The 16,706-nt window shown below is 66.2% G+C and carries 17 protein-coding genes; 9 read left to right on the top strand and 8 right to left on the bottom strand.

Annotated elements, in window-relative coordinates; translation table 11 throughout:
* Positions 1-3: 3 nt before the first annotated feature.
* The 3 genes from LPB04_RS14340 to LPB04_RS14330 form a co-directional block, all read right to left on the bottom strand.
* Positions 4-894: an alpha/beta hydrolase gene (locus tag LPB04_RS14340; RefSeq protein WP_193685218.1), complete on the bottom strand. Its 891-nt coding sequence runs from the start codon at positions 892-894 to the stop codon at positions 4-6.
* Positions 895-902: 8 nt separating this feature from the next.
* On the bottom strand, positions 903-1,640 hold the full coding sequence (locus LPB04_RS14335) for a glutathione S-transferase C-terminal domain-containing protein (RefSeq protein ID WP_227496412.1): 738 nt from the start codon (positions 1,638-1,640) through the stop codon (positions 903-905).
* Positions 1,641-1,779: 139 nt separating this feature from the next.
* A complete protein-coding gene (locus LPB04_RS14330) occupies positions 1,780-2,259 on the bottom strand; it encodes a MarR family winged helix-turn-helix transcriptional regulator (protein WP_193685217.1) in 480 nt (159 codons plus the stop codon).
* Between the two features lie 91 nt (positions 2,260-2,350).
* Here LPB04_RS14330 and LPB04_RS14325 point away from each other — a divergent pair, with 91 nt between their 5' ends.
* The 7 genes from LPB04_RS14325 to LPB04_RS14295 all read left to right on the top strand — a co-directional run bounded on the left by LPB04_RS14325 (position 2,351) and on the right by LPB04_RS14295 (position 10,895).
* The gene (locus LPB04_RS14325) at positions 2,351-3,196 is read left to right on the top strand and encodes a p-hydroxycinnamoyl CoA hydratase/lyase (protein WP_193685216.1); all 846 of its coding nucleotides are present in this window, start codon (positions 2,351-2,353) and stop codon (positions 3,194-3,196) included.
* A gap of 90 nt (positions 3,197-3,286) precedes the next feature.
* Positions 3,287-4,732, top strand: coding sequence for an aldehyde dehydrogenase (locus LPB04_RS14320; RefSeq protein ID WP_193685215.1), 1,446 nt, complete (start codon positions 3,287-3,289; stop codon positions 4,730-4,732).
* Positions 4,733-4,742: 10 nt separating this feature from the next.
* Positions 4,743-6,599: a feruloyl-CoA synthase gene (locus LPB04_RS14315; protein WP_193685214.1), complete on the top strand. Its 1,857-nt coding sequence runs from the start codon at positions 4,743-4,745 to the stop codon at positions 6,597-6,599.
* Between the two features lie 37 nt (positions 6,600-6,636).
* Positions 6,637-7,803 carry an ABC transporter substrate-binding protein gene (locus tag LPB04_RS14310; protein WP_193685213.1) on the top strand — a complete coding sequence of 389 codons (1,167 nt, stop codon included), beginning with the start codon at positions 6,637-6,639 and terminating at the stop codon, positions 7,801-7,803.
* Between the two features lie 100 nt (positions 7,804-7,903).
* Entirely contained in the window at positions 7,904-9,637 is a 1,734-nt protein-coding gene (locus LPB04_RS14305; protein ID WP_193685212.1) for a tannase/feruloyl esterase family alpha/beta hydrolase, read from the top strand.
* Positions 9,638-9,918: 281 nt separating this feature from the next.
* Positions 9,919-10,296 (top strand): DUF4148 domain-containing protein, encoded by a 378-nt coding sequence (locus LPB04_RS14300; protein ID WP_193685211.1) that lies wholly within the window; start codon positions 9,919-9,921, stop codon positions 10,294-10,296.
* 101 nt (positions 10,297-10,397) lie between these two features.
* Positions 10,398-10,895 (top strand): MarR family transcriptional regulator, encoded by a 498-nt coding sequence (locus tag LPB04_RS14295; protein ID WP_193685210.1) that lies wholly within the window; start codon positions 10,398-10,400, stop codon positions 10,893-10,895.
* A gap of 151 nt (positions 10,896-11,046) precedes the next feature.
* On the opposite strand, the gene LPB04_RS14290 is transcribed toward LPB04_RS14295, so the two are convergent.
* The 4 genes from LPB04_RS14290 to LPB04_RS14275 form a co-directional block, all read right to left on the bottom strand.
* Positions 11,047-11,373, bottom strand: a complete 327-nt coding sequence (locus tag LPB04_RS14290; RefSeq protein ID WP_227496750.1) for a four-helix bundle copper-binding protein — start codon at positions 11,371-11,373, stop codon at positions 11,047-11,049.
* 87 nt (positions 11,374-11,460) lie between these two features.
* The gene (locus LPB04_RS14285; RefSeq protein WP_193685208.1) at positions 11,461-11,667 is read right to left on the bottom strand and encodes a DUF2783 domain-containing protein; all 207 of its coding nucleotides are present in this window, start codon (positions 11,665-11,667) and stop codon (positions 11,461-11,463) included.
* Positions 11,664-13,358 (bottom strand): FAD-dependent oxidoreductase, encoded by a 1,695-nt coding sequence (locus LPB04_RS14280; RefSeq protein ID WP_193685207.1) that lies wholly within the window; start codon positions 13,356-13,358, stop codon positions 11,664-11,666. Before LPB04_RS14280 ends, LPB04_RS14285 begins: the two co-directional genes overlap by 4 nt.
* A 28-nt stretch (positions 13,359-13,386) precedes the next feature.
* Entirely contained in the window at positions 13,387-14,349 is a 963-nt protein-coding gene (locus LPB04_RS14275; RefSeq protein WP_193685206.1) for an MBL fold metallo-hydrolase, read from the bottom strand.
* Positions 14,350-14,441: 92 nt separating this feature from the next.
* On the opposite strand from LPB04_RS14275, the gene LPB04_RS14270 reads away from it, so the two are divergent.
* On the top strand, positions 14,442-15,389 hold the full coding sequence (locus LPB04_RS14270) for a LysR family transcriptional regulator (RefSeq protein ID WP_193685205.1): 948 nt from the start codon (positions 14,442-14,444) through the stop codon (positions 15,387-15,389).
* Between the two features lie 79 nt (positions 15,390-15,468).
* Entirely contained in the window at positions 15,469-15,690 is a 222-nt protein-coding gene (locus LPB04_RS14265) for a hypothetical protein (protein ID WP_193685204.1), read from the top strand.
* A 7-nt stretch (positions 15,691-15,697) separates the two neighbouring features.
* Here the strand turns inward: LPB04_RS14265 and LPB04_RS14260 are convergent, their stop codons facing one another.
* A complete protein-coding gene (locus tag LPB04_RS14260) occupies positions 15,698-16,600 on the bottom strand; it encodes a LysR family transcriptional regulator (protein WP_193685203.1) in 903 nt (300 codons plus the stop codon).
* Positions 16,601-16,706: the final 106 nt, after the last annotated feature.

The following is a 16,706-nucleotide window of genomic DNA, read 5'->3' as shown; positions in this document are numbered from 1 at the left end:
CTGTCACGCAATGCAGCGCCGCAGAAACGCGAGCTGGTCGGCAACGGCTTCCTCGAAGCCTGCGCCGACATAGATATCGAAGTGCCTGTGCGCATACAAGCGCACCTCGGCGCCGGGCGCCTCTCCTGCATAACGCAGGGCTGGCCCGGCCGGGGCGACCGAGTCGGCTTCACAAATGCAGAACAGCACTGGACAGGTTAGCTGCGCCGCCCTGCGGCCCGGCCGGTAGGGAATAATGTCCAGCGCGCAGCGCGCGGCGACCCGGTTGTCGAAGAGCGTTTCCGTGGGCACCAGCGCCAGGTAACCGGGCTGCGCGTCCGGCGCGGTCATCAGCGCCGCGGAGCGCGGCGGACCTGCGGCAGGCACGAACAGCGGCGACATTCCCACAGCCGACCGGAGCACGTCGCAGACGGCTTTGGCCGTCACCTTGACGCTGCTGCGCCAGTCCATGGCCAGTGCGGATGCGATACCGTCAGTGAATGGGCACTGGGCAATGACGGCAGCGACCTGCCTGTCCTCCGCCGCGGCAACGAGCACGTGGCCGCCACTGAAGGACGTTCCCCACAGCACGACCTGGTCGGCCCGGCAGTTTTCCTGCTGCCGCACGAAGGCGATGGCGGAAGACCAGTCCTGCAGCTGCCGGCCGATGTCGAGCAATTGCCGGGGATGGCCATCGCTCGCCCCGAAGTGACGGTAGTCGAAGACGAGGCAGGCATGGCCGGCGCCGGAAAAGCGCTCCGCGAAGGCATCCAGGCGCATTTCCCGCGTGCCTCCCAGGCCGTGCGCCATGACGATGACCGGAAACGGGCCCTTTCCCTCAGGCTCGTACAGCCAGGCCCGGCAATGCTCGCCTTCCTGGCCGGATACGAACTCGACGTCGAGCCGCTGCCTCATCGCCGACCCTATGCCCAGTAGCGCTGCGCGATGCGGTCGTGGTAGGCCATCAGGTTCGCCTGCGCCAGTGCGAAGTCCTGCAGCGGCCCCGGAAACGGATGCCTGACGAGTGTGTGCAACTGGCCATACACGCTCGCGTCGACGGTGCTCGGGAGCGCGCCGAACAGGTAATCCTGCTGCCCGAGCAGCGTGGCCAAGGCCTGCACCCCACTGCGGCCGATGGCCAGCACCTCTTCGTCGCTGTGGCGCCCCATGCCCTGCTCCCATGCCTGGCGTGCCTTCTGGCGCCGGATCATGGACAGGACCACATTCCCGAGCAGCGGCAGCAAGGGGCGCTGCCAGGCTGGCACGCTGCGCCTGGCGTAGTCGAGCAGCAAGGGCCGGTAACGGTCGAAATTCCCGGCAACGCACCAACGGAAGTAGTAGCCGACGAAATACAGCTGGCTTTCGGCCAGGGCTTTGATCGCCTCGGCCTGGGCTTGTTGCAAGGCACTGAGATGGGTGTCGCGCAGCGCGCGCGGGTCATGCTGCTGGAGGTGAGCGATGATGAAGGACGAGTCGGCGATCAGCTGCCCATCCACGCGCGCGGATGGCAACTTGGCTTTCGGCATGTCGCGGCGGGTGCCGGTGCGGGTTTCATAGGGGATGCCGGACATGCGCAGCCAGGTTTCGAGCTTGACGACGAAAGGGCTGATATCGGGCGTCGCCGTGCCGGGTGGGTAGCCGTATTTGTAGACGACGATCACGATCGGTCCTTTCCGGTATGAATGCGGATGGTGCCGTCAACAGCATGCGAGGTGAGAACTTCAGTCTACTCCTGAACCGGCAGGCCGGCCTGAAAAGTCGGGCAAGTGCGTCATCTGTACCAACAGGTGGCGCGTGGCGTCAAATCCCCTGCATGCTCAAGGCCCTCACCGCGCCCCTCAACTGCCCCAGCATCTCCACCCTCCCCGCTTCATCGAGCTCCGGAAACATGGTCCGCTCCACCTCCGCCACCTTCGCATCGCACTCCCCCAGCACCGCCTCCCCGCTTGCCGTCAAACTGATCTGGATGATCCGCCCATGCGCCGGATCGGGCGTGCGCGCAATCCAGCCCTTCGCTTCCATCTGCTTGACCATCTCGTTGGCCGACTGCGGCGAAATCATCGTCCGTGTGGCGAGCTGGGCGTTCGACAGGGAGCCGTGCGCCCGGAAGACGGACAGCGCCGTGTATTGCGGCACGGAGAGCCCGGCGGGCGCCAGGCTGTCGCGCAGGCGCTGGTTCAGCACATGGTCGAGGCGGCCCACCAGGTAGGCCAGGCCCATCGGTTTGGCGGCGGCGGATGCGGCTGGGCTCGCTGCCGAAAGTTTTTTTGAAGTCGTCATGAAAAAGGTGCTTGCAAAGCGAATCAGGTCCGAATAGTATAAGTCACATATCAGGCAGCCTGATAAATAAAACTTACGACGAGGAGACATTATGTCCAAATACGAAGCGCGCTGGAAGACCGTCAAGGTCGATGTGGAGAACGGTATCGGCTGGATCACCCTGAACCGTCCGGAAAAGCGCAATGCGATGAGCCCGACGCTGAACCGCGAGATGATCGACGTGCTCGAAACCCTCGAGCTCGACGACGACGCGCAAGTGGTCGTGCTGACCGGCGCCGGCGACGCCTGGACCGCGGGGATGGACTTGAAGGAATACTTCCGCGAGACCGACGGCAAGCCGGAAATCATGCAGGAACGCATGCGGCGCGACTGCTCGCAATGGCAGTGGAAGCTGCTGCGCATGTACAGCAAGGCGACCATCGCCATGGTCAACGGCTGGTGCTTCGGCGGCGCGTTTTCTCCGCTGGTCGCCTGCGACCTGGCGATTGCCGCCGACGACGCCGTGTTCGGCCTGTCGGAAGTGAACTGGGGCATCCCGCCGGGCAACCTGGTCAGCAAGGCCGTGGCCGATACCATGGGCCACCGCCAGGCGCTGCACTACATCATGACCGGCGACACCTTCACCGGCAAGGAAGCAGCAAGCATGGGCCTGATCAACAAGAGCGTGCCGAAGGAGCAGCTGCGCGAAGCCGTCATCGAGCTGGCGAATAAACTGCTGGAAAAGAATCCAGTCGTGCTGCGCTATGCGAAGATCGGTTTCAAGCGCTGCCGCGAACTGACCTGGGAGCAAGGCGAGGACTACCTGTACGCCAAGACCGACCAGTCGAACCAGCGCGATCCGGAAAAGGGCCGCAAGGAAGGCCTCAAGCAGTTCCTGGACGATAAGACGATCAAGCCGGGCCTGCAGACCTACAAGCGTCCAAAAAGCGACGCGTAAGACAATAAGACAGTAAGAGAATAAAAACGGAGGCGGCACCCGGTTTCCGAGGTAGCCGCCCCTTTCCAATCGACATAGAGGAGACCTCTGATGTTCCAAGCAGAACTGCTGTTGAACGGCCAGGCCCGTCCCGCATCGAATGGCGCCAGTTTCGAGCGCCGCAATCCCGCCACCGGCGAAGTCGCCAGCCGCGCCGCCGCCGCCACGCTCGACGACGTCGACGCCGCGGTGCAAGCCGCGCAGGCGGCCTTCCCGGCCTGGTCGGCCATGGCGCCGGGCGCACGGCGCACGCTGCTGCTGAAAGCGGCCGACAAGATGGAAGCGCTGCGCGGCCAGTTCGTCGAAGCCGCCGTCGCCGAGTGCGGCGGTGCGCCGATGTGGTACCAGTTCAACGTGACGCTGGCGGCGAACATGCTGCGCGAAGCGGCCTCCATGACGACCCAGATCGCCGGCGAAGTCATTCCGTCCGACGTACCCGGCTCGCTCGCGATGGGCGTGCGCCAGGCCTGCGGCGTGGTGGTCGGCATCGCACCCTGGAATGCGCCGATCATCCTCGGCACGCGCGCGGTCGCCATGCCGCTCGCCTGCGGCAATACCGTGATCCTGAAAGCGTCCGAGCTGTGCCCGGCCCTGCACCGCCTGATCGGCCAGGTGTTCGTGGACGCCGGCTTCCCGGAAGGCGTGGTCAACGTCATCACCAATGCGCCGGACGACGCCGCGCAAGTCGTCGAACGCCTGATCGCCGCCCCGGCCGTGCGCCGCGTGAACTTCACCGGCTCGACCAAGGTCGGCAAGATCATCGCGCAGACGGCGGCACGCTACCTGAAACCGGTGCTGCTCGAATTGGGCGGCAAGAATCCGGTCGTCGTGCTGGACGACGCCGACCTCGATGCGGCCGTGGAAGCGGCGGCCTTTTCCGCCTTCTTCAACCAGGGGCAGATCTGCATGTCGGCCGACCGCATCCTGGTCGACCGCAAGATCGCCCCCGCCTTTGTCGAAAAGCTGGCCGCCAAGACCGCGACCCTGAAGGCCGCGCGTTCGGACGCGCCGCTGGCCGGCATGGTCGACCCGAGCGCGGCGGCGCGTGTCGAAAACATGCTGCAGGATGCACGCGCACGCGGCGCCAGGGTCACGCAGTCGGGCACCAGCGTCGAAGGGAACATCATGCAGCCGGCAATCGTCGACGACGTCACGCCCGAGATGCTGGTCTACCAGGAAGAGTCCTTCGGGCCGATCGTCTCGGTGCTGCGCTTCGACTCCGACGAGGAAGCGATCCGGATGGCCAACGACAGCGAATACGGCCTGTCCTCGGCCGTGTTCTCGCGCGACATCGGCCGCGCGATGGCGGTCGCCCAGCGCATCGAGTCGGGCATCTGCCACATCAACGGGCCGACCGTGCACGACGAGGCGCAGATGCCTTTCGGCGGCGTGAAGGGCAGCGGCTACGGGCGCTTCGGCGGCAAGGCGGCGATCGCCGAGTTCACCGACCTGCGCTGGATCACGGTCCAGACGACGCCGCGCCACTTCCCGATCTGAGGAGGCCGTGATGACTGAAGTTTCAAGCCCGGCAGGCGGCGGGAAGCGGCGCGCGGTCGCCCTCGGCAACCCCGAGGTCAAGGCCTGGCAGGAAGACGGCGTCTGGCATGTCGACGCCGTGACCCCGCTGGCGCCCTTCCCCGCGCGCTTCACGGACCGCCTGGTCTCGGGCGCGCGGGAACACCCCGAGCGCACGCTGGTCGCGCGCCGCGGGCCGGATGGCGAGTGGATCCGCCTGTCGTATGCGGACGTGCTGGACAAGGTGCGCCGCATCGGCCAGGCGCTGTCTGATCGCGGGTTGTCGGAGGAGCGTCCGCTGGTCATCGTGTCCGGGAACGACCTGGAGCACTTCCAGCTCGCGCTCGGCGCGATGTATGCCGGCGTTCCCTACTCGCCGCTGTCGCCGGCCTATTCCCTGGTGGCGACCGACCCGGCCAAGCTGCGCGACCTGATCGAACAGCTGACGCCGGGCGCCGTCTTTGCCTGCGACGGCACGGCGTTTGCACGCGCCCTCGAAGCCGTGCTGCCCCATGACGCGGAACTGATCCTGGCGCGCGGCGAGGTGCCGGGCCACACGGCCACCAGCTTCGACTCCCTGCTCGCCACCGAACCGACCACGATCGACGCGCGCAACGCGCAAGTCGGCCCGGCGACCATCGCCAAGTTCCTGTTCACCTCGGGCTCGACCAAGAAGCCGAAGGCGGTCATCACGACCCACCAGATGCTCTGCTCGAACCAGCAGATGCTGCTGCAGACCTTCCCCTTCTTCGGCGAGGAACCGCCGGTGCTGCTCGACTGGCTGCCCTGGAACCACACCTTCGGCGGCAGCCACAACGTCGGCATCGTGCTGTACAACGGCGGCACCCTCTACCTCGACGACGGCCGCCCGACGCCGAAGGACTTCGCCGGCACCCTGCGCAACCTGCGCGAGATCGCGCCGACGGTCTATTTCAATATCCCGGTCGCCTGGGAGATGCTGGCCGAAGCGCTGGAGACCGACGACCAGCTGGCGCAGACCTTCTTCTCGCGCGTCAAGCTGTTCTTCTGCGCCGGCGCCGGCCTGTCGCAGGCGGCCTGGGAGCACCTGGACGAGGTGGCGCTCAAACGCTGCGGCGAATCGATCCGCATCATGACCGGCCTGGGCATGACGGAGACCTCGCCTTCCTGCACCTTCGGCACCGGGCCGATCAGCCGCGCCGGCTATGTCGGCGTGCCGGCGCCGGGCTGCAAAGTCAAACTGGTGCCGACCAACGGCAAGCTGGAAGCGCGCTTCCACGGCCCGCACGTCACGCCCGGCTACTGGCGCGCGCCGCACCTCACCAGCGAGGCCTTCGATGCCGACGGCTATTACTGCACCGGCGACGCCCTGCGCTTCGTCGACGAGAGCAAGCCGGAACTGGGCTTCATGTTCGACGGGCGCATCGCCGAGGACTTCAAGCTCAGCTCGGGCACTTTCGTGAGCGTCGGACCGCTGCGGGCGCGCGTCATCAGCCAGGGCGCGCCCTATGTGCAGGACGCCGTCGTCACGGGGCTGGACCGGCACGCGATCGGGTTGATGATCTTCCCGCGCATGGACAACTGCCTGGCGCTGTCGACGCTGCCGGCCGGGACGCCGGCGGCCGAGGTACTGGCCAGTACGCCGGTGCGCGCCTTCTTCGGGCAGCTGCTCGAGACGTTGAACGTGAATGCCACCGGCTCCTCGACCCGGATCGAACGCATGCTGCTGCTCGCCGAACCGCCTTCGATCGATGCGCGCGAGCAGACCGACAAGGGTTCGATCAACCAGGCGGCGGTGTTGCAGCGGCGCGCGGCCCTGGTCGATGCGATGTACGACGGAACGGATTCAAGCGTAATCGTTGCAGCTTAAAACCGCAGCATAAAACTTAAAACGACAAGGAGACAGCATGAAACTCAAGACCCTCGCCTGCATGACCCTGGCCATCCTTCCCTTCGCGAGCAGCAGCGCGTTGGCGCAGGACACCATCAAGATCGGCGTCATCGCCGCCCTGACCGGACCCTTCGTCAACATCGGCAAGCCTTTCGAGGACGGCATCAAGACCTGGATGAAGGCGAATGGCGACACCGTCGCCGGCAAGAAGATCCAGATCATCTACCGCGACGACGGCGGCAGCAACGTCGAACTCTCCAAGCGCGCGGCCCAGGAGCTGATCGGGCGCGAGAAGGTCAGCTTCCTGGTCGGCTTTTCCTTGACGCCGAGCGCGCTCGCGGTGGCGCCGGTGGCGACGCAGGGCAAGGTGCCGATGATCGTCATGAACGCCGTCACGACCGGCATCACGGCGAAGTCGCCCTATATGCTGCGCACCTCGATGACGATGCAGCAGATGACCGAACCTTTCGGCACCTGGACCGCGCAGAACAAGATCGGCCGCGTGTATTCGCTGGTCTCCGACTACAGCACGGGGCACGACGCCGAAAAACTGTTCGCCAAGGGTTTTACTGAAGGCGGCGGCAAGATCGTCGGCTCGGCGCGTACGCCGCTGGCCAATCCCGACTACTCGCCCTTCGTGCAGCGCGTGAAGGACGAGAAGCCGGATGCCCTGTTCTTCTTCGCGCCCGGCGTGGAAGACGGCATCGGCCTGCTGAAAGCCTACAGCGACAAGGGCCTGGACAAGGCCGGCATCAAGTTCCTCGGCGTGGGCGACATGACGAGCGACTCGCCGACCCTGGAGGCCCTGGGCGAGCGCGCGCTGGGTGCGGTGACCGTCCTGAATTACTCGACGGCGCTGGACAACGACGCCAACAAAACCTTCCTGAAGGCCTATGCGGACGCCAATCCGAACAGCAAGCCTCCGACTTTCGTGACCGTCGCCGCGTACGACACGATGGGCATGATCTACGAGACCATCAAGAAGCTGAACGGGAATGTCACCGGCGACGCCGCCGTCAAGACCCTCTCGGGCATGAAGTGGAACAGCCCGCGCGGCCCGATCAGCATCGATCCGAAGACCCGCGACATCGTGCAGAACATGTACATCCGCGAGGTCAAGCGCGTGAACGGCAAGCTGGTCAACCAGCCGATCGGCACCCTCAAGGACGTGATGCCGGACTGAGTCCCGGTTCCGTAGTCAGCATCGCAGGGCCGGCTGCCCCGGCCCTGCGCACCCCATCCTGATGTTCCCCATCTGTTTTTTTGCAGAGGAGTACGCACGCATGAACGCTTTGAAAATCGCCACCGCAACAAGCCTTGCCGCCCTCGCCCTGGCGGGCTGCAGCAACAACAGCGACAACGACCACGGCCCCATCATCGCCCCTGTCCCGCCGGTCCAGGCGGCGCCGCTGCCGCAACTCGCGCCGGCCGTCGGCGCCACGCTCGGCGCCTGCGCGGAACTGGCGACCCGCATCACCTATCCCGAAACCGTGATCACCGGCGCCACCTCGATCCCGGCGGGCAGCTTGACGATCGCCGGCAAACCGATCGGCGAGCACTGCCTCGTCACCGGCCAGTTGGCCCGCCGTACCAGCCCGGTCGACGGCCAGGCCTATGCGATCGGCTTCGAGATGCGCCTGCCAGCCAATTGGAACGGCCGCTTCTTCTACCAGGCCAACGGCGGCGTCGACGGCAGCGTCGTCACCGCGACCGGGCCGGTGGGCGGCGGCGGACCGCTCGAGAACGCGCTGAACCTCGGTTTTGCCGTCATCAGTTCGGACGCCGGCCACCAGGCGCCGACGCCCTTCTTCGGCGTCGATCCGCAGGCGCGCCTCGATTACGGCTACGCCGCAGTCGGCAAGCTGACGCCGATGGCGAAGAACATCATCCAGGCCGCCTACGGCAAGGGTCCGGACCGCTCGTACATCGGCGGCTGCTCGAACGGCGGACGCCACGCCATGGTGGCGGCGGCGCGCTACGCCGACCAGTACGACGGCTTCCTGGTCGGGAACCCGGGCTACCGCCTGCCGCTGGCCGCGATCGCGAACATCGCCGGCGGCAAGACCTATGCCGCGCTGGCCTCGACGCCGGGCGACCTCACGACCGGCTTCACCCAGGCCGAACGGGCGCTGGTCTCGAACGCGGTGCTGGGCAAATGCGATGCGCTCGACGGCAGCGCCGACGGCCTGGTGCAGGACACGGCGGCCTGCCAGAAAGCCTTCGACCTGAATCGCGACGTGCCGACCTGCTCCGGCACGCGCGACGGTACCTGCCTGAGCGCGGCGCAGAAGACGGCGATCGGGGGCCTGTTCGCCGGAGCGAAGACCGAAAGCGGCGCCACCATCTACACCAGCTTCCCCTGGGATGCGGGCCTGGCCACGGCCGGCTGGGCGTCGTGGAAATTCGCCTCGCCGATCGACCGCGATTCGGGTGCGGCCGCCTTCATCTGGTCGGTGCCGCCCGCCGACCGGGCCACCTTCAACGGCCGCGACTTCGTCCTGAACGCCAACCTGGACAGCCTGCTGGCGCGCATCAACGCCACCAGCTCGACGTATCCGGAGAACGCACTGTCGTTCATGACGCCGCCGAACCCGGGCAACCTGTCGACGCTGAAGAACCGCGGCGCCAAGATGATGGTCTATCACGGCACCAGCGACCCTATCTTCTCGAGCAACGACACCACGGTCTGGTACGAGCAGCTGCGCGCCGCCAACGGATCCGACGCCTCGAACTTCGCGCGCTTCTTCCCGGTGCCGGGCATGAACCACTGCTCGGGCGGTCCCGCCGCCGACCAGTTCGACATGCTGACGCCGCTGGTGAACTGGGTCGAAAAGGGCCAGGCGCCGGACAGCGTGACGGCCAGCGTGCGCGGCGCCGGCAACGCCGGCGGCGTCAACGCGGACGTGCCGGCCACCTGGGCGGCCAACCGTACCCGGCCCCTGTGCGCCTATCCGAAGGTGGCACGCTACAAGGGCACCGGCAGCATCGAGGACGCAGCAAACTTCAGCTGCCAGTAGATTTCGTTGGCCGCCGCGTAACGTAGGGTCCTTGCGGCCATTGGCCGCAAGGACCCTACGCGTTACGCACTCATCCATTCGCCAGTCTCCACAGGGCGGCCCGATCCCGCGCCGCCCATCTTCCTGCGCATTACCCCCACCACGAACACCTGCGGGCACGGCCGCGCACACCGCACAAACCCGAAAATTCGCGCGTTAATACACAAATGAACTATTCAGGAGTAAAATAGATTCATCGCGCAAATCCTTGCGCTGAATTACCGAATTTTCAGGAGCCTTCCATGTCTGCCAAATACCTCGTCCCCGCCCTCCTCGCCACCCTGCTCGCCGGCAGCGCTTTCGCCCAACCGGCATCGACCGATCCGGTCCGCGCCCGTGTCGTCGCCGAACTCGAACAGGCGCGCAAGGACGGCAGCTATCCGCCATCGGAAGCCGATTACGTGTATCCGAACTGGGTGAAAATCGCCAACCCGGCCGGCCTCGTCATGACCGACGGCCATCAGGAAGACTACGACAGCAAGTCGACGGCCAGCGTAGCCCGCAACACCGCCAGCGCCCCTGCCGCCAGCGCCAGGCCTGCCGTCGCGCTGATGACCGACGGTCACCAGGAGTCCGATGTTGCCGCACGCAGCGGCAAAGGTGCCGATTCGACCCGTTGATCGATCCGTGCGCGCTTCTCCGGCCGCAGCGCTCTACCGCTGCGCAGCCGGGACGGTTACAATCTGCCCGTTACAATTTGCTAATTCAAGCGGGAGCGTTCATGAGCGAGTTCGAGCCAACGGAAAAACGATTGCGCAACATCGAAGCCCGGGTCCCGGGCTTTCCGTACGAGCCGATCTTGCTGGTGCGCCTGAACCACCATCTGCAGAAGCGCCTGCGCGACCGCACCAACGCCGCGCTCAAGCCGCATGACCTGGCCGACACCGGCTATATCGTGCTGGCGATCCTGTACGGCAGCCTCGACGAAACCTCGACCGCATCGGAGCTGAGCGAGGCCTGCCACGAAAAACCCGCCAACCTGACCCGGGTCTGCGACGACCTCGCCGCGCGCGGACTGATCGAACGGGGCACGCGCGCGGGCGACCGCCGCAGCGTCATGATCACCCTGCGCCCGGAGGGACGCGCGCTGATCGAGCAGGTGCTGCCCGAGGTGTCGACGAAACTGGTCAGTGCGTTTGCCGGTTTCAGCAAAGCCGAGATGACGCAGTTCGCCGGCTTCCTGGCGCGCGCGCTGGGGAATCTGGACAAGGCGGGCTGACGGGACTGCGGTTTGCCTGCGGTGTTCGCAGGGTGGGGCCGCCCACACGTTCAACGCACGCCAGCTCCGCCGCGAGGTTTCCTGGGCTGGCTGAACGCGTGGGCGGCATTGACGCTATCGATGATCACAGGCCCAGGCAGAGCCGCCCACCCTACGCGGCTCCCGCCATCGCGCGGCAGGCGTCGGCGCAGCGCCGGCAGGCCGCGGCGCATTCCTTGCAATGCTGCGCATCGTGCTGCCCGCACTCCTGCGCGCAGGCCGCGCAGACCTCCGCGCACAGGCGGCACAACTCCCGCGCAAAGGGACTCGAGCGCGCCATGAATCCGGCCGCCAGGCGGCAAAGCTGGGAACAATCGATGTCGTGCGCAATGCAGCCGGCCATCATCTTGACGTCTTCTTCGCGCAGGCAGGCGGCAGCGCAGCGGTCGCAGGCGGCAGCGCAGGCCTCGCAGGCGTCGATACATTCCTGGAAGTTCATCTGGTTCACGGTTCCTCCTCGCCCGGTGGGCATGGGTTCATTTGAACAAATGAGCTTACCTCCGGCCCGCCGGTCCGTGGCGCGCGGCTAGGCCTGCGCCGCGTTGGCGCGCGCAATCGCGCAGGCTTCGCGCAATACGTCGATGTCCCCGATATGGTTCGACAGCAGCAGGACCAGCTGGGCGTTGAGCATCCTGCTTTGCTCGTCAGTCAAATCCTGGTGGGTATCGACCAGCATCTCGTAGAAGGTGTCGGGTTCGGGCAGGTTCGGTTCGACATTCAATCGGGCGTTCATGCGTGCTCCATCTGGAAGGCGGCTTGTCCGGCGCAGCGCGCTGCGGCCGTGTTGCCGCTGGCGCGGGCCACGGCGGCGCGCACTGCCTGCGGGTTGAAACTGCGCCAGCGCGCACAGACGTGCTGGTCGGGACGGAGCAGATAAAAGCTGCCGGGCGTGGCGTCGTAGCGCGCCGCGAACAGGCCTGCGCTGTCTTCGAACATGCCGGCACCGCCCTGCCCCATTGGTGCGACGACCAGGGTGCGCAGGGCGATGGCTTCGTTCGCGAGTGCCTCGGCCTGCGCGAAGACCTCGGCATCGCGCAGGCCGCCGGCAAAGTAGATGCCGGTGAAGCTGCCGCCCGTGTGGCGCAGCAGCCAGTCGGGCTGGCCCTGGTACATGAGCGGTGCGTCCGCCGCCGCCGCGCCGGGACGCAAGCCTTTGGCGAAGCCGTCGAGGTCGGGCGTGTTGAGCGCCGAATCGATGTAGGTCGAGGGCGTCGACAGGCGCCCGCTGTTGACCAGCTTGCGGGCGAAGGGCTGGTCTTTCGCCAGTTGCAGCACGGCGTCCCGGAACAGCCGGCTCGCTTCGCTCTTCGGGGTGATGAAGTCGGTCGAGCGGGTCGAGTTCAGGATGTTCTCGTCGGCCGCGTATTCGCGTTCACGGGCATAGCTGTCGAGCAGCGTGTCCGGGGCCTTGCCTTCGACGACGAGGCGCAGTTTCCAGGCCAGGTTGTCGGCATCCTGCACGCCGCTGTTGGCGCCGCGTGCGCCGAAGGGCGAGACGCCGTGCGCCGCGTCGCCGGCGAACAACACGCGGCCGTGGCGGAATTCGTCCATGCGCAGGCAGCAGAAGGTGTAGATGCTGACCCATTCGAGTTCGAACCGGGCGTCCTTTCCCAGCAGCGCCTCGATGCGCGGGATGACGCGCTCGGGCGCCTTTTCCGCCACCGGATCGGCGTCCCAGCCGAGCTGGAAGTCGATGCGCCAGATATTGTCCGGCTGGCGGTGCAGCAGCACCGACTGGCCGCGGTGAAATGGCGGGTCGAACCAGAACCAGCGCTCGGCCGGGAAGTCGGCCGTCATCTTCACGTCCGCGATCAGGAAGCGGTCGCGGAAGCTGCGGCCATGGCTCTCCAGGCCCATCAGGCTGCGCACCGTGCTCTTGCCGCCGTCGGCGGCGACCACGTAGGCGGCCTCCAGCAGGTACTCGCCTTCCGGGGTGTCGACCGTCAGCGCCACATGGTCCTGATGCTGGACCAGGCCGCTGACGCGCGAACGCCAGCGCAGGTCGAGGTTCGGCAGTTCCTGCGCGCGTTCGTGCAGGTAGCCCTCGACATAGTACTGCTGCAGGTTCACGAAGGCCGGACGCTGGTGGCCTTCCTCGGGCAGCAGGTCGAAGCTGTAGACCTCCTGGTCGCGGTGGAAGATGCGGCCGACGTGCCAGCTGACGCCTTTATCGGCCATGCGCTGGCCGCAGCCGAGGCGGTCGAACACCTCGAGGGTGCGCTTGGAAAAGCAGATGGCGCGCGAACCGCTCGACAGTTTGTTGTCGTCGTCGAGCAGCACGACCGGCACGCCGCTTTGCGCCAGGTCGATGGCGGTGGCCAGGCCCACCGGCCCGGCGCCGACCACGGCGACTGGATGGCGGCCTCCCTGACGCCCGCTGCCCGGCGTGTACGCGAATTCGCAGCCCTGGTAGTCGATGTCCATGATCGGTCCGGAAGCGTGGATGGCCTGCTCAGGCCTGCAGCGAATGCCACATTTCCTGGTCCCGTTCCGCGGTCCAGATGCGCGGATGCTTGATGCCTTTGGCCTCGTCGTAGGCGCGCGTCACGTCGAAGGGCAGGCAGTGCTCGTAGATGAAGACCTGGCTGAACTTCGGGTCCATCTTGCTGCGCACATGGGCCATCGCTTCCTTCAGCGACATGCTCCGGGCCACGGCCTCTTTCGCGCTGGAGAGCAGCGTGGTGACGAAGTCCCTGGTGTAGTCGATGCCTTCGTTGACCTGCTGCGGCGTCACCAGCGCTTCGCCGCGGCCGGGAACGAGTTTCTCGGCGCCGAGCGCGCGCAGCGCTTCCAGGGTCGCCGGCCATTCTTCGAGCTGGGCGTCGCCGGTGTAGGCGGCCGCGCCGTATTCGACCAGGTCGCCCGAGAAGCAGATCTTCTGCGACGGGATCCAGGCGATGGTGTCGCCCTTGGTGTGCCCCATGCCGATGTGGGCGAGCCTGACTTCGAGCTTGCCCATGAAGATGGTCATTTCCTTGTCGAAGACCATGGTCGGCCAGGACAGGCCCGGCACCGATTCGACACCAGCGAACAGGCGCGGGAAGCGCTCGATCTCGGACTTCATGTCCTGCTCGCCGCGCTCGACGATCAGTTCATACGTGCCCTTCGAGGCGATGATCTGCTCGGCGCCTTCTTCAAAGTAGGCCGAGGCGCCCAGCACGCGCACGGCATGGTAGTGCGACAGCACGACGTACTTGATCGGCAGGTCGGTCACGCTGCGGATATGCCTGATGAGCGACTGCGCCATCAGCGGGGTCGCAGTGGTGTCGATCACCATCACGCTGTCGTCGCCGATGATCACGCCCGAGTTCGGGTCGCCCTCGGCGGTGTAGGCATAGGCATTGTCGGACAGCTTGATGAAGCTGGTCTTCTTCTCTTCCAGGTCGGCCTGGGATGCGAATTTTTTCTCTGCCACGATGGTCTCCTCGGTTTTTGGAATGCGATGTCGATAGGCAGACGATACGAGCTGGCGTACTATCTGACAATCATCGTTCATCGATAGCGCGTATGAATTCCATACATAACGCGGGTTTGACCAGTCATCTGGACCTGAACCTGCTGCCGGTCTTCGACACCCTGATCCGGGTACGCAACGTCAGCCGTGCGGCCGAAGAGCTGGACATGTCGCAGAGCGCGGTCAGCCACGCCCTGAAGCGCTTGCGCAGCTTCTTCGGCGATCCGCTGTTCCTGAAGACGGGCAGCGGCATGCAGCCGACGCCGCGCGCCCTGGAGCTGCTGGCGCCGGTGTCGAGTGTGCTGGCGACGGTGCGCGGCGAGCTGCTGGTGCGCGAGGGCTTCGACGCGGCCAGCGCGCGCCGCAGCTTCGGCCTTTGTCTCACCGACATGGGAGAGTTGATCTTCCTGCCGCGCCTGATCGCCCAGCTGCGCCGCGCGGCGCCCGGCTGCACGCTGCGCACGCTGCAGGTGCCGATGCACCAGATCCAGGCGGTGCTGGAGAGCGGCGAAGCGGACCTCGCGCTGGGGTCCCTCCATTCGGTGCCCGAGGGGCTGTTCCAGCAGCAGCTGTTCGCGCGCTCCTTCGTCACCATCGTCAACCGCAGTAACCGTACGATCGGTGAGGTACTCTCGCGCGACCAGTTCTTCGCGATGGAGCACATCCTTGTTTCGCTGTCGGGGCGGATCGAGGACGCCTATGATGCCGTGATCGACGAGGGCAATGCGCAAGGCAACGGGTCGCGCCGCGTGTATCTGACCACGCCGCACTTCCTGACGGTGCCGATGATCATCGAGCAGAACCCGGACCTGATCGCCACCGTGCCGCGCGAGCTGGCGACGAAGTTCGCGACCTATAAAAGCATCCGCATGGTCGAGACGCCGGTCCGCGTGCCCCCCTTCGGCATCCGCCAGTTCTGGCATCCGCGCTTCCAGCACGACGCGGCAAATATGTGGCTGCGCAAGCTGGTGAAGGAGACCTTCGATACGGACGTCGAATGAGCCGACGGAAGCGTGCGTCCCTGCCGCGACTTCTTCAGTAAGATCGTCAGCACACCGATGAGATACAGGAGGAAATGCCATGCCAAGGGGAGCCAGTCCGCGCCGCGAGCGCGAAGCCAAGAAGCTCGAACGCAAATTCAAGAAGGAAAAGCGCTACAAGGGCCGCGAGGACGAAGTCGCGGCACGCATCGTCAACAAGCAGCGCGCCCAGGCCGGCGAAACGAAGACGGCGCACAAGCCGGCGCACCGCACCACGGCGCGCCGCAAGCACCGTACGCGCCGCAGCACGCCGCGCAAATAAGCTCGCCCTACTCGGCGAACAGCTCCACCACCAGGGCGCGCAGCCAGCGGTTTCCCTCGTCCTGGTTGTAGCGGCGGTGCCAGAAGACGTTGGTCTGCAGCGGCGCCAGGGCCAGCGGCGAGGCCACGTACTGCAGGTCGAAGGGTGCGCTGGCGCGTTCGGCCAGCTTGTGCGGCACCGTCGCCACCAGGTCGGTGCTGGAGAGGATATAGGGGACGGCCGCGAAATGCGGCACGCTGGTCGCGCTGCCCGGCGCGATGCCCGCCTTTTCCAGCGCCTCGTTGATCCTGTCGTAGGGACTTTCCATTGCCGTCACCACCAGGTGCCGTACTGCGCCCAGGCGCTCTGGCGTCAGCTCTTTTTCTCCCAGCGGATGGCCGCGCCGGAACATGCACACGTGGCCCTGCCTGAACAGCCGGCGCTGATACAGCACGGCGGGGGCATCCTCGAAGGCGCCGATCGCCAGATCCACCCTCCCCGCTTCGAGCTCCGCGCGCAGGTCGAGCTGGCCGGCGCGCTTCGAGGCGATATCGACGCCGGGCGCGAGGCGGGCGCAGGCGGCGGCCAGCTGCGGCATGAAATACAGTTCGCCGACATCGGTCATGGCGATCGTGAAGCGGCGGCGGCTATGGCCTGGGTCGAAGGCTTGCTGGGGTTGTAAAGCCTGCTCGAGCTGGGCCAGCGCGGCCGCAACGGGCTCCGCCAGCTGCTGCGCATAGGGCGTCGGCTGCATGCCCTCCGCGGTGCGCACGAACAGCTCGTCGCCGGTACTGCGGCGCAGGCGCGCCAGGGCGTTGCTGACGGCGGACTGGGTCACCCTCAGGCGCCTGGCGGCGTTCGAGATCTGGCGTTCGCGGAAGACTTCGTGGAAGACGAGCAGCAGGTTCAGGTCCAGTTCGCGCAGGTCCATCGCCACCTCTATTTACGTTATAAATACCTGGAATTTTTCTATTTATATCGCAAAAGTGGGACGGCTGCACTACATTGTCCCGAAACCGCCCATTCAGGAGACAAGC

The sequence above is a fragment of the Massilia litorea genome, assembly GCF_015101885.1.
In the GTDB taxonomy this organism is placed as follows: domain Bacteria; phylum Pseudomonadota; class Gammaproteobacteria; order Burkholderiales; family Burkholderiaceae_D; genus Telluria; species Telluria litorea.
The sequence above is the reverse complement of the archived record's forward strand: the minus strand, read 5'-3'. Positions and strand labels throughout refer to the sequence as shown.

Coding starts and splice junctions, on each gene's coding strand:
- LPB04_RS14340 (WP_193685218.1), bottom strand. CDS start 894: ATGAGGCAGCGGCTCGACGTCGAGTTCGTATCCGGCCAGGAAGGCGAG.
- LPB04_RS14330 (WP_193685217.1), bottom strand. CDS start 2,259: ATGACGACTTCAAAAAAACTTTCGGCAGCGAGCCCAGCCGCATCCGCC.
- LPB04_RS14325 (WP_193685216.1), top strand. CDS start 2,351: ATGTCCAAATACGAAGCGCGCTGGAAGACCGTCAAGGTCGATGTGGAG.
- LPB04_RS14320 (WP_193685215.1), top strand. CDS start 3,287: ATGTTCCAAGCAGAACTGCTGTTGAACGGCCAGGCCCGTCCCGCATCG.
- LPB04_RS14315 (WP_193685214.1), top strand. CDS start 4,743: ATGACTGAAGTTTCAAGCCCGGCAGGCGGCGGGAAGCGGCGCGCGGTC.
- LPB04_RS14310 (WP_193685213.1), top strand. CDS start 6,637: ATGAAACTCAAGACCCTCGCCTGCATGACCCTGGCCATCCTTCCCTTC.
- LPB04_RS14305 (WP_193685212.1), top strand. CDS start 7,904: ATGAACGCTTTGAAAATCGCCACCGCAACAAGCCTTGCCGCCCTCGCC.
- LPB04_RS14300 (WP_193685211.1), top strand. CDS start 9,919: ATGTCTGCCAAATACCTCGTCCCCGCCCTCCTCGCCACCCTGCTCGCC.
- LPB04_RS14295 (WP_193685210.1), top strand. CDS start 10,398: ATGAGCGAGTTCGAGCCAACGGAAAAACGATTGCGCAACATCGAAGCC.
- LPB04_RS14290 (WP_227496750.1), bottom strand. CDS start 11,373: ATGAACTTCCAGGAATGTATCGACGCCTGCGAGGCCTGCGCTGCCGCC.
- LPB04_RS14285 (WP_193685208.1), bottom strand. CDS start 11,667: ATGAACGCCCGATTGAATGTCGAACCGAACCTGCCCGAACCCGACACC.
- LPB04_RS14280 (WP_193685207.1), bottom strand. CDS start 13,358: ATGGACATCGACTACCAGGGCTGCGAATTCGCGTACACGCCGGGCAGC.
- LPB04_RS14270 (WP_193685205.1), top strand. CDS start 14,442: ATGAATTCCATACATAACGCGGGTTTGACCAGTCATCTGGACCTGAAC.
- LPB04_RS14265 (WP_193685204.1), top strand. CDS start 15,469: ATGCCAAGGGGAGCCAGTCCGCGCCGCGAGCGCGAAGCCAAGAAGCTC.
- LPB04_RS14260 (WP_193685203.1), bottom strand. CDS start 16,600: ATGGACCTGCGCGAACTGGACCTGAACCTGCTGCTCGTCTTCCACGAA.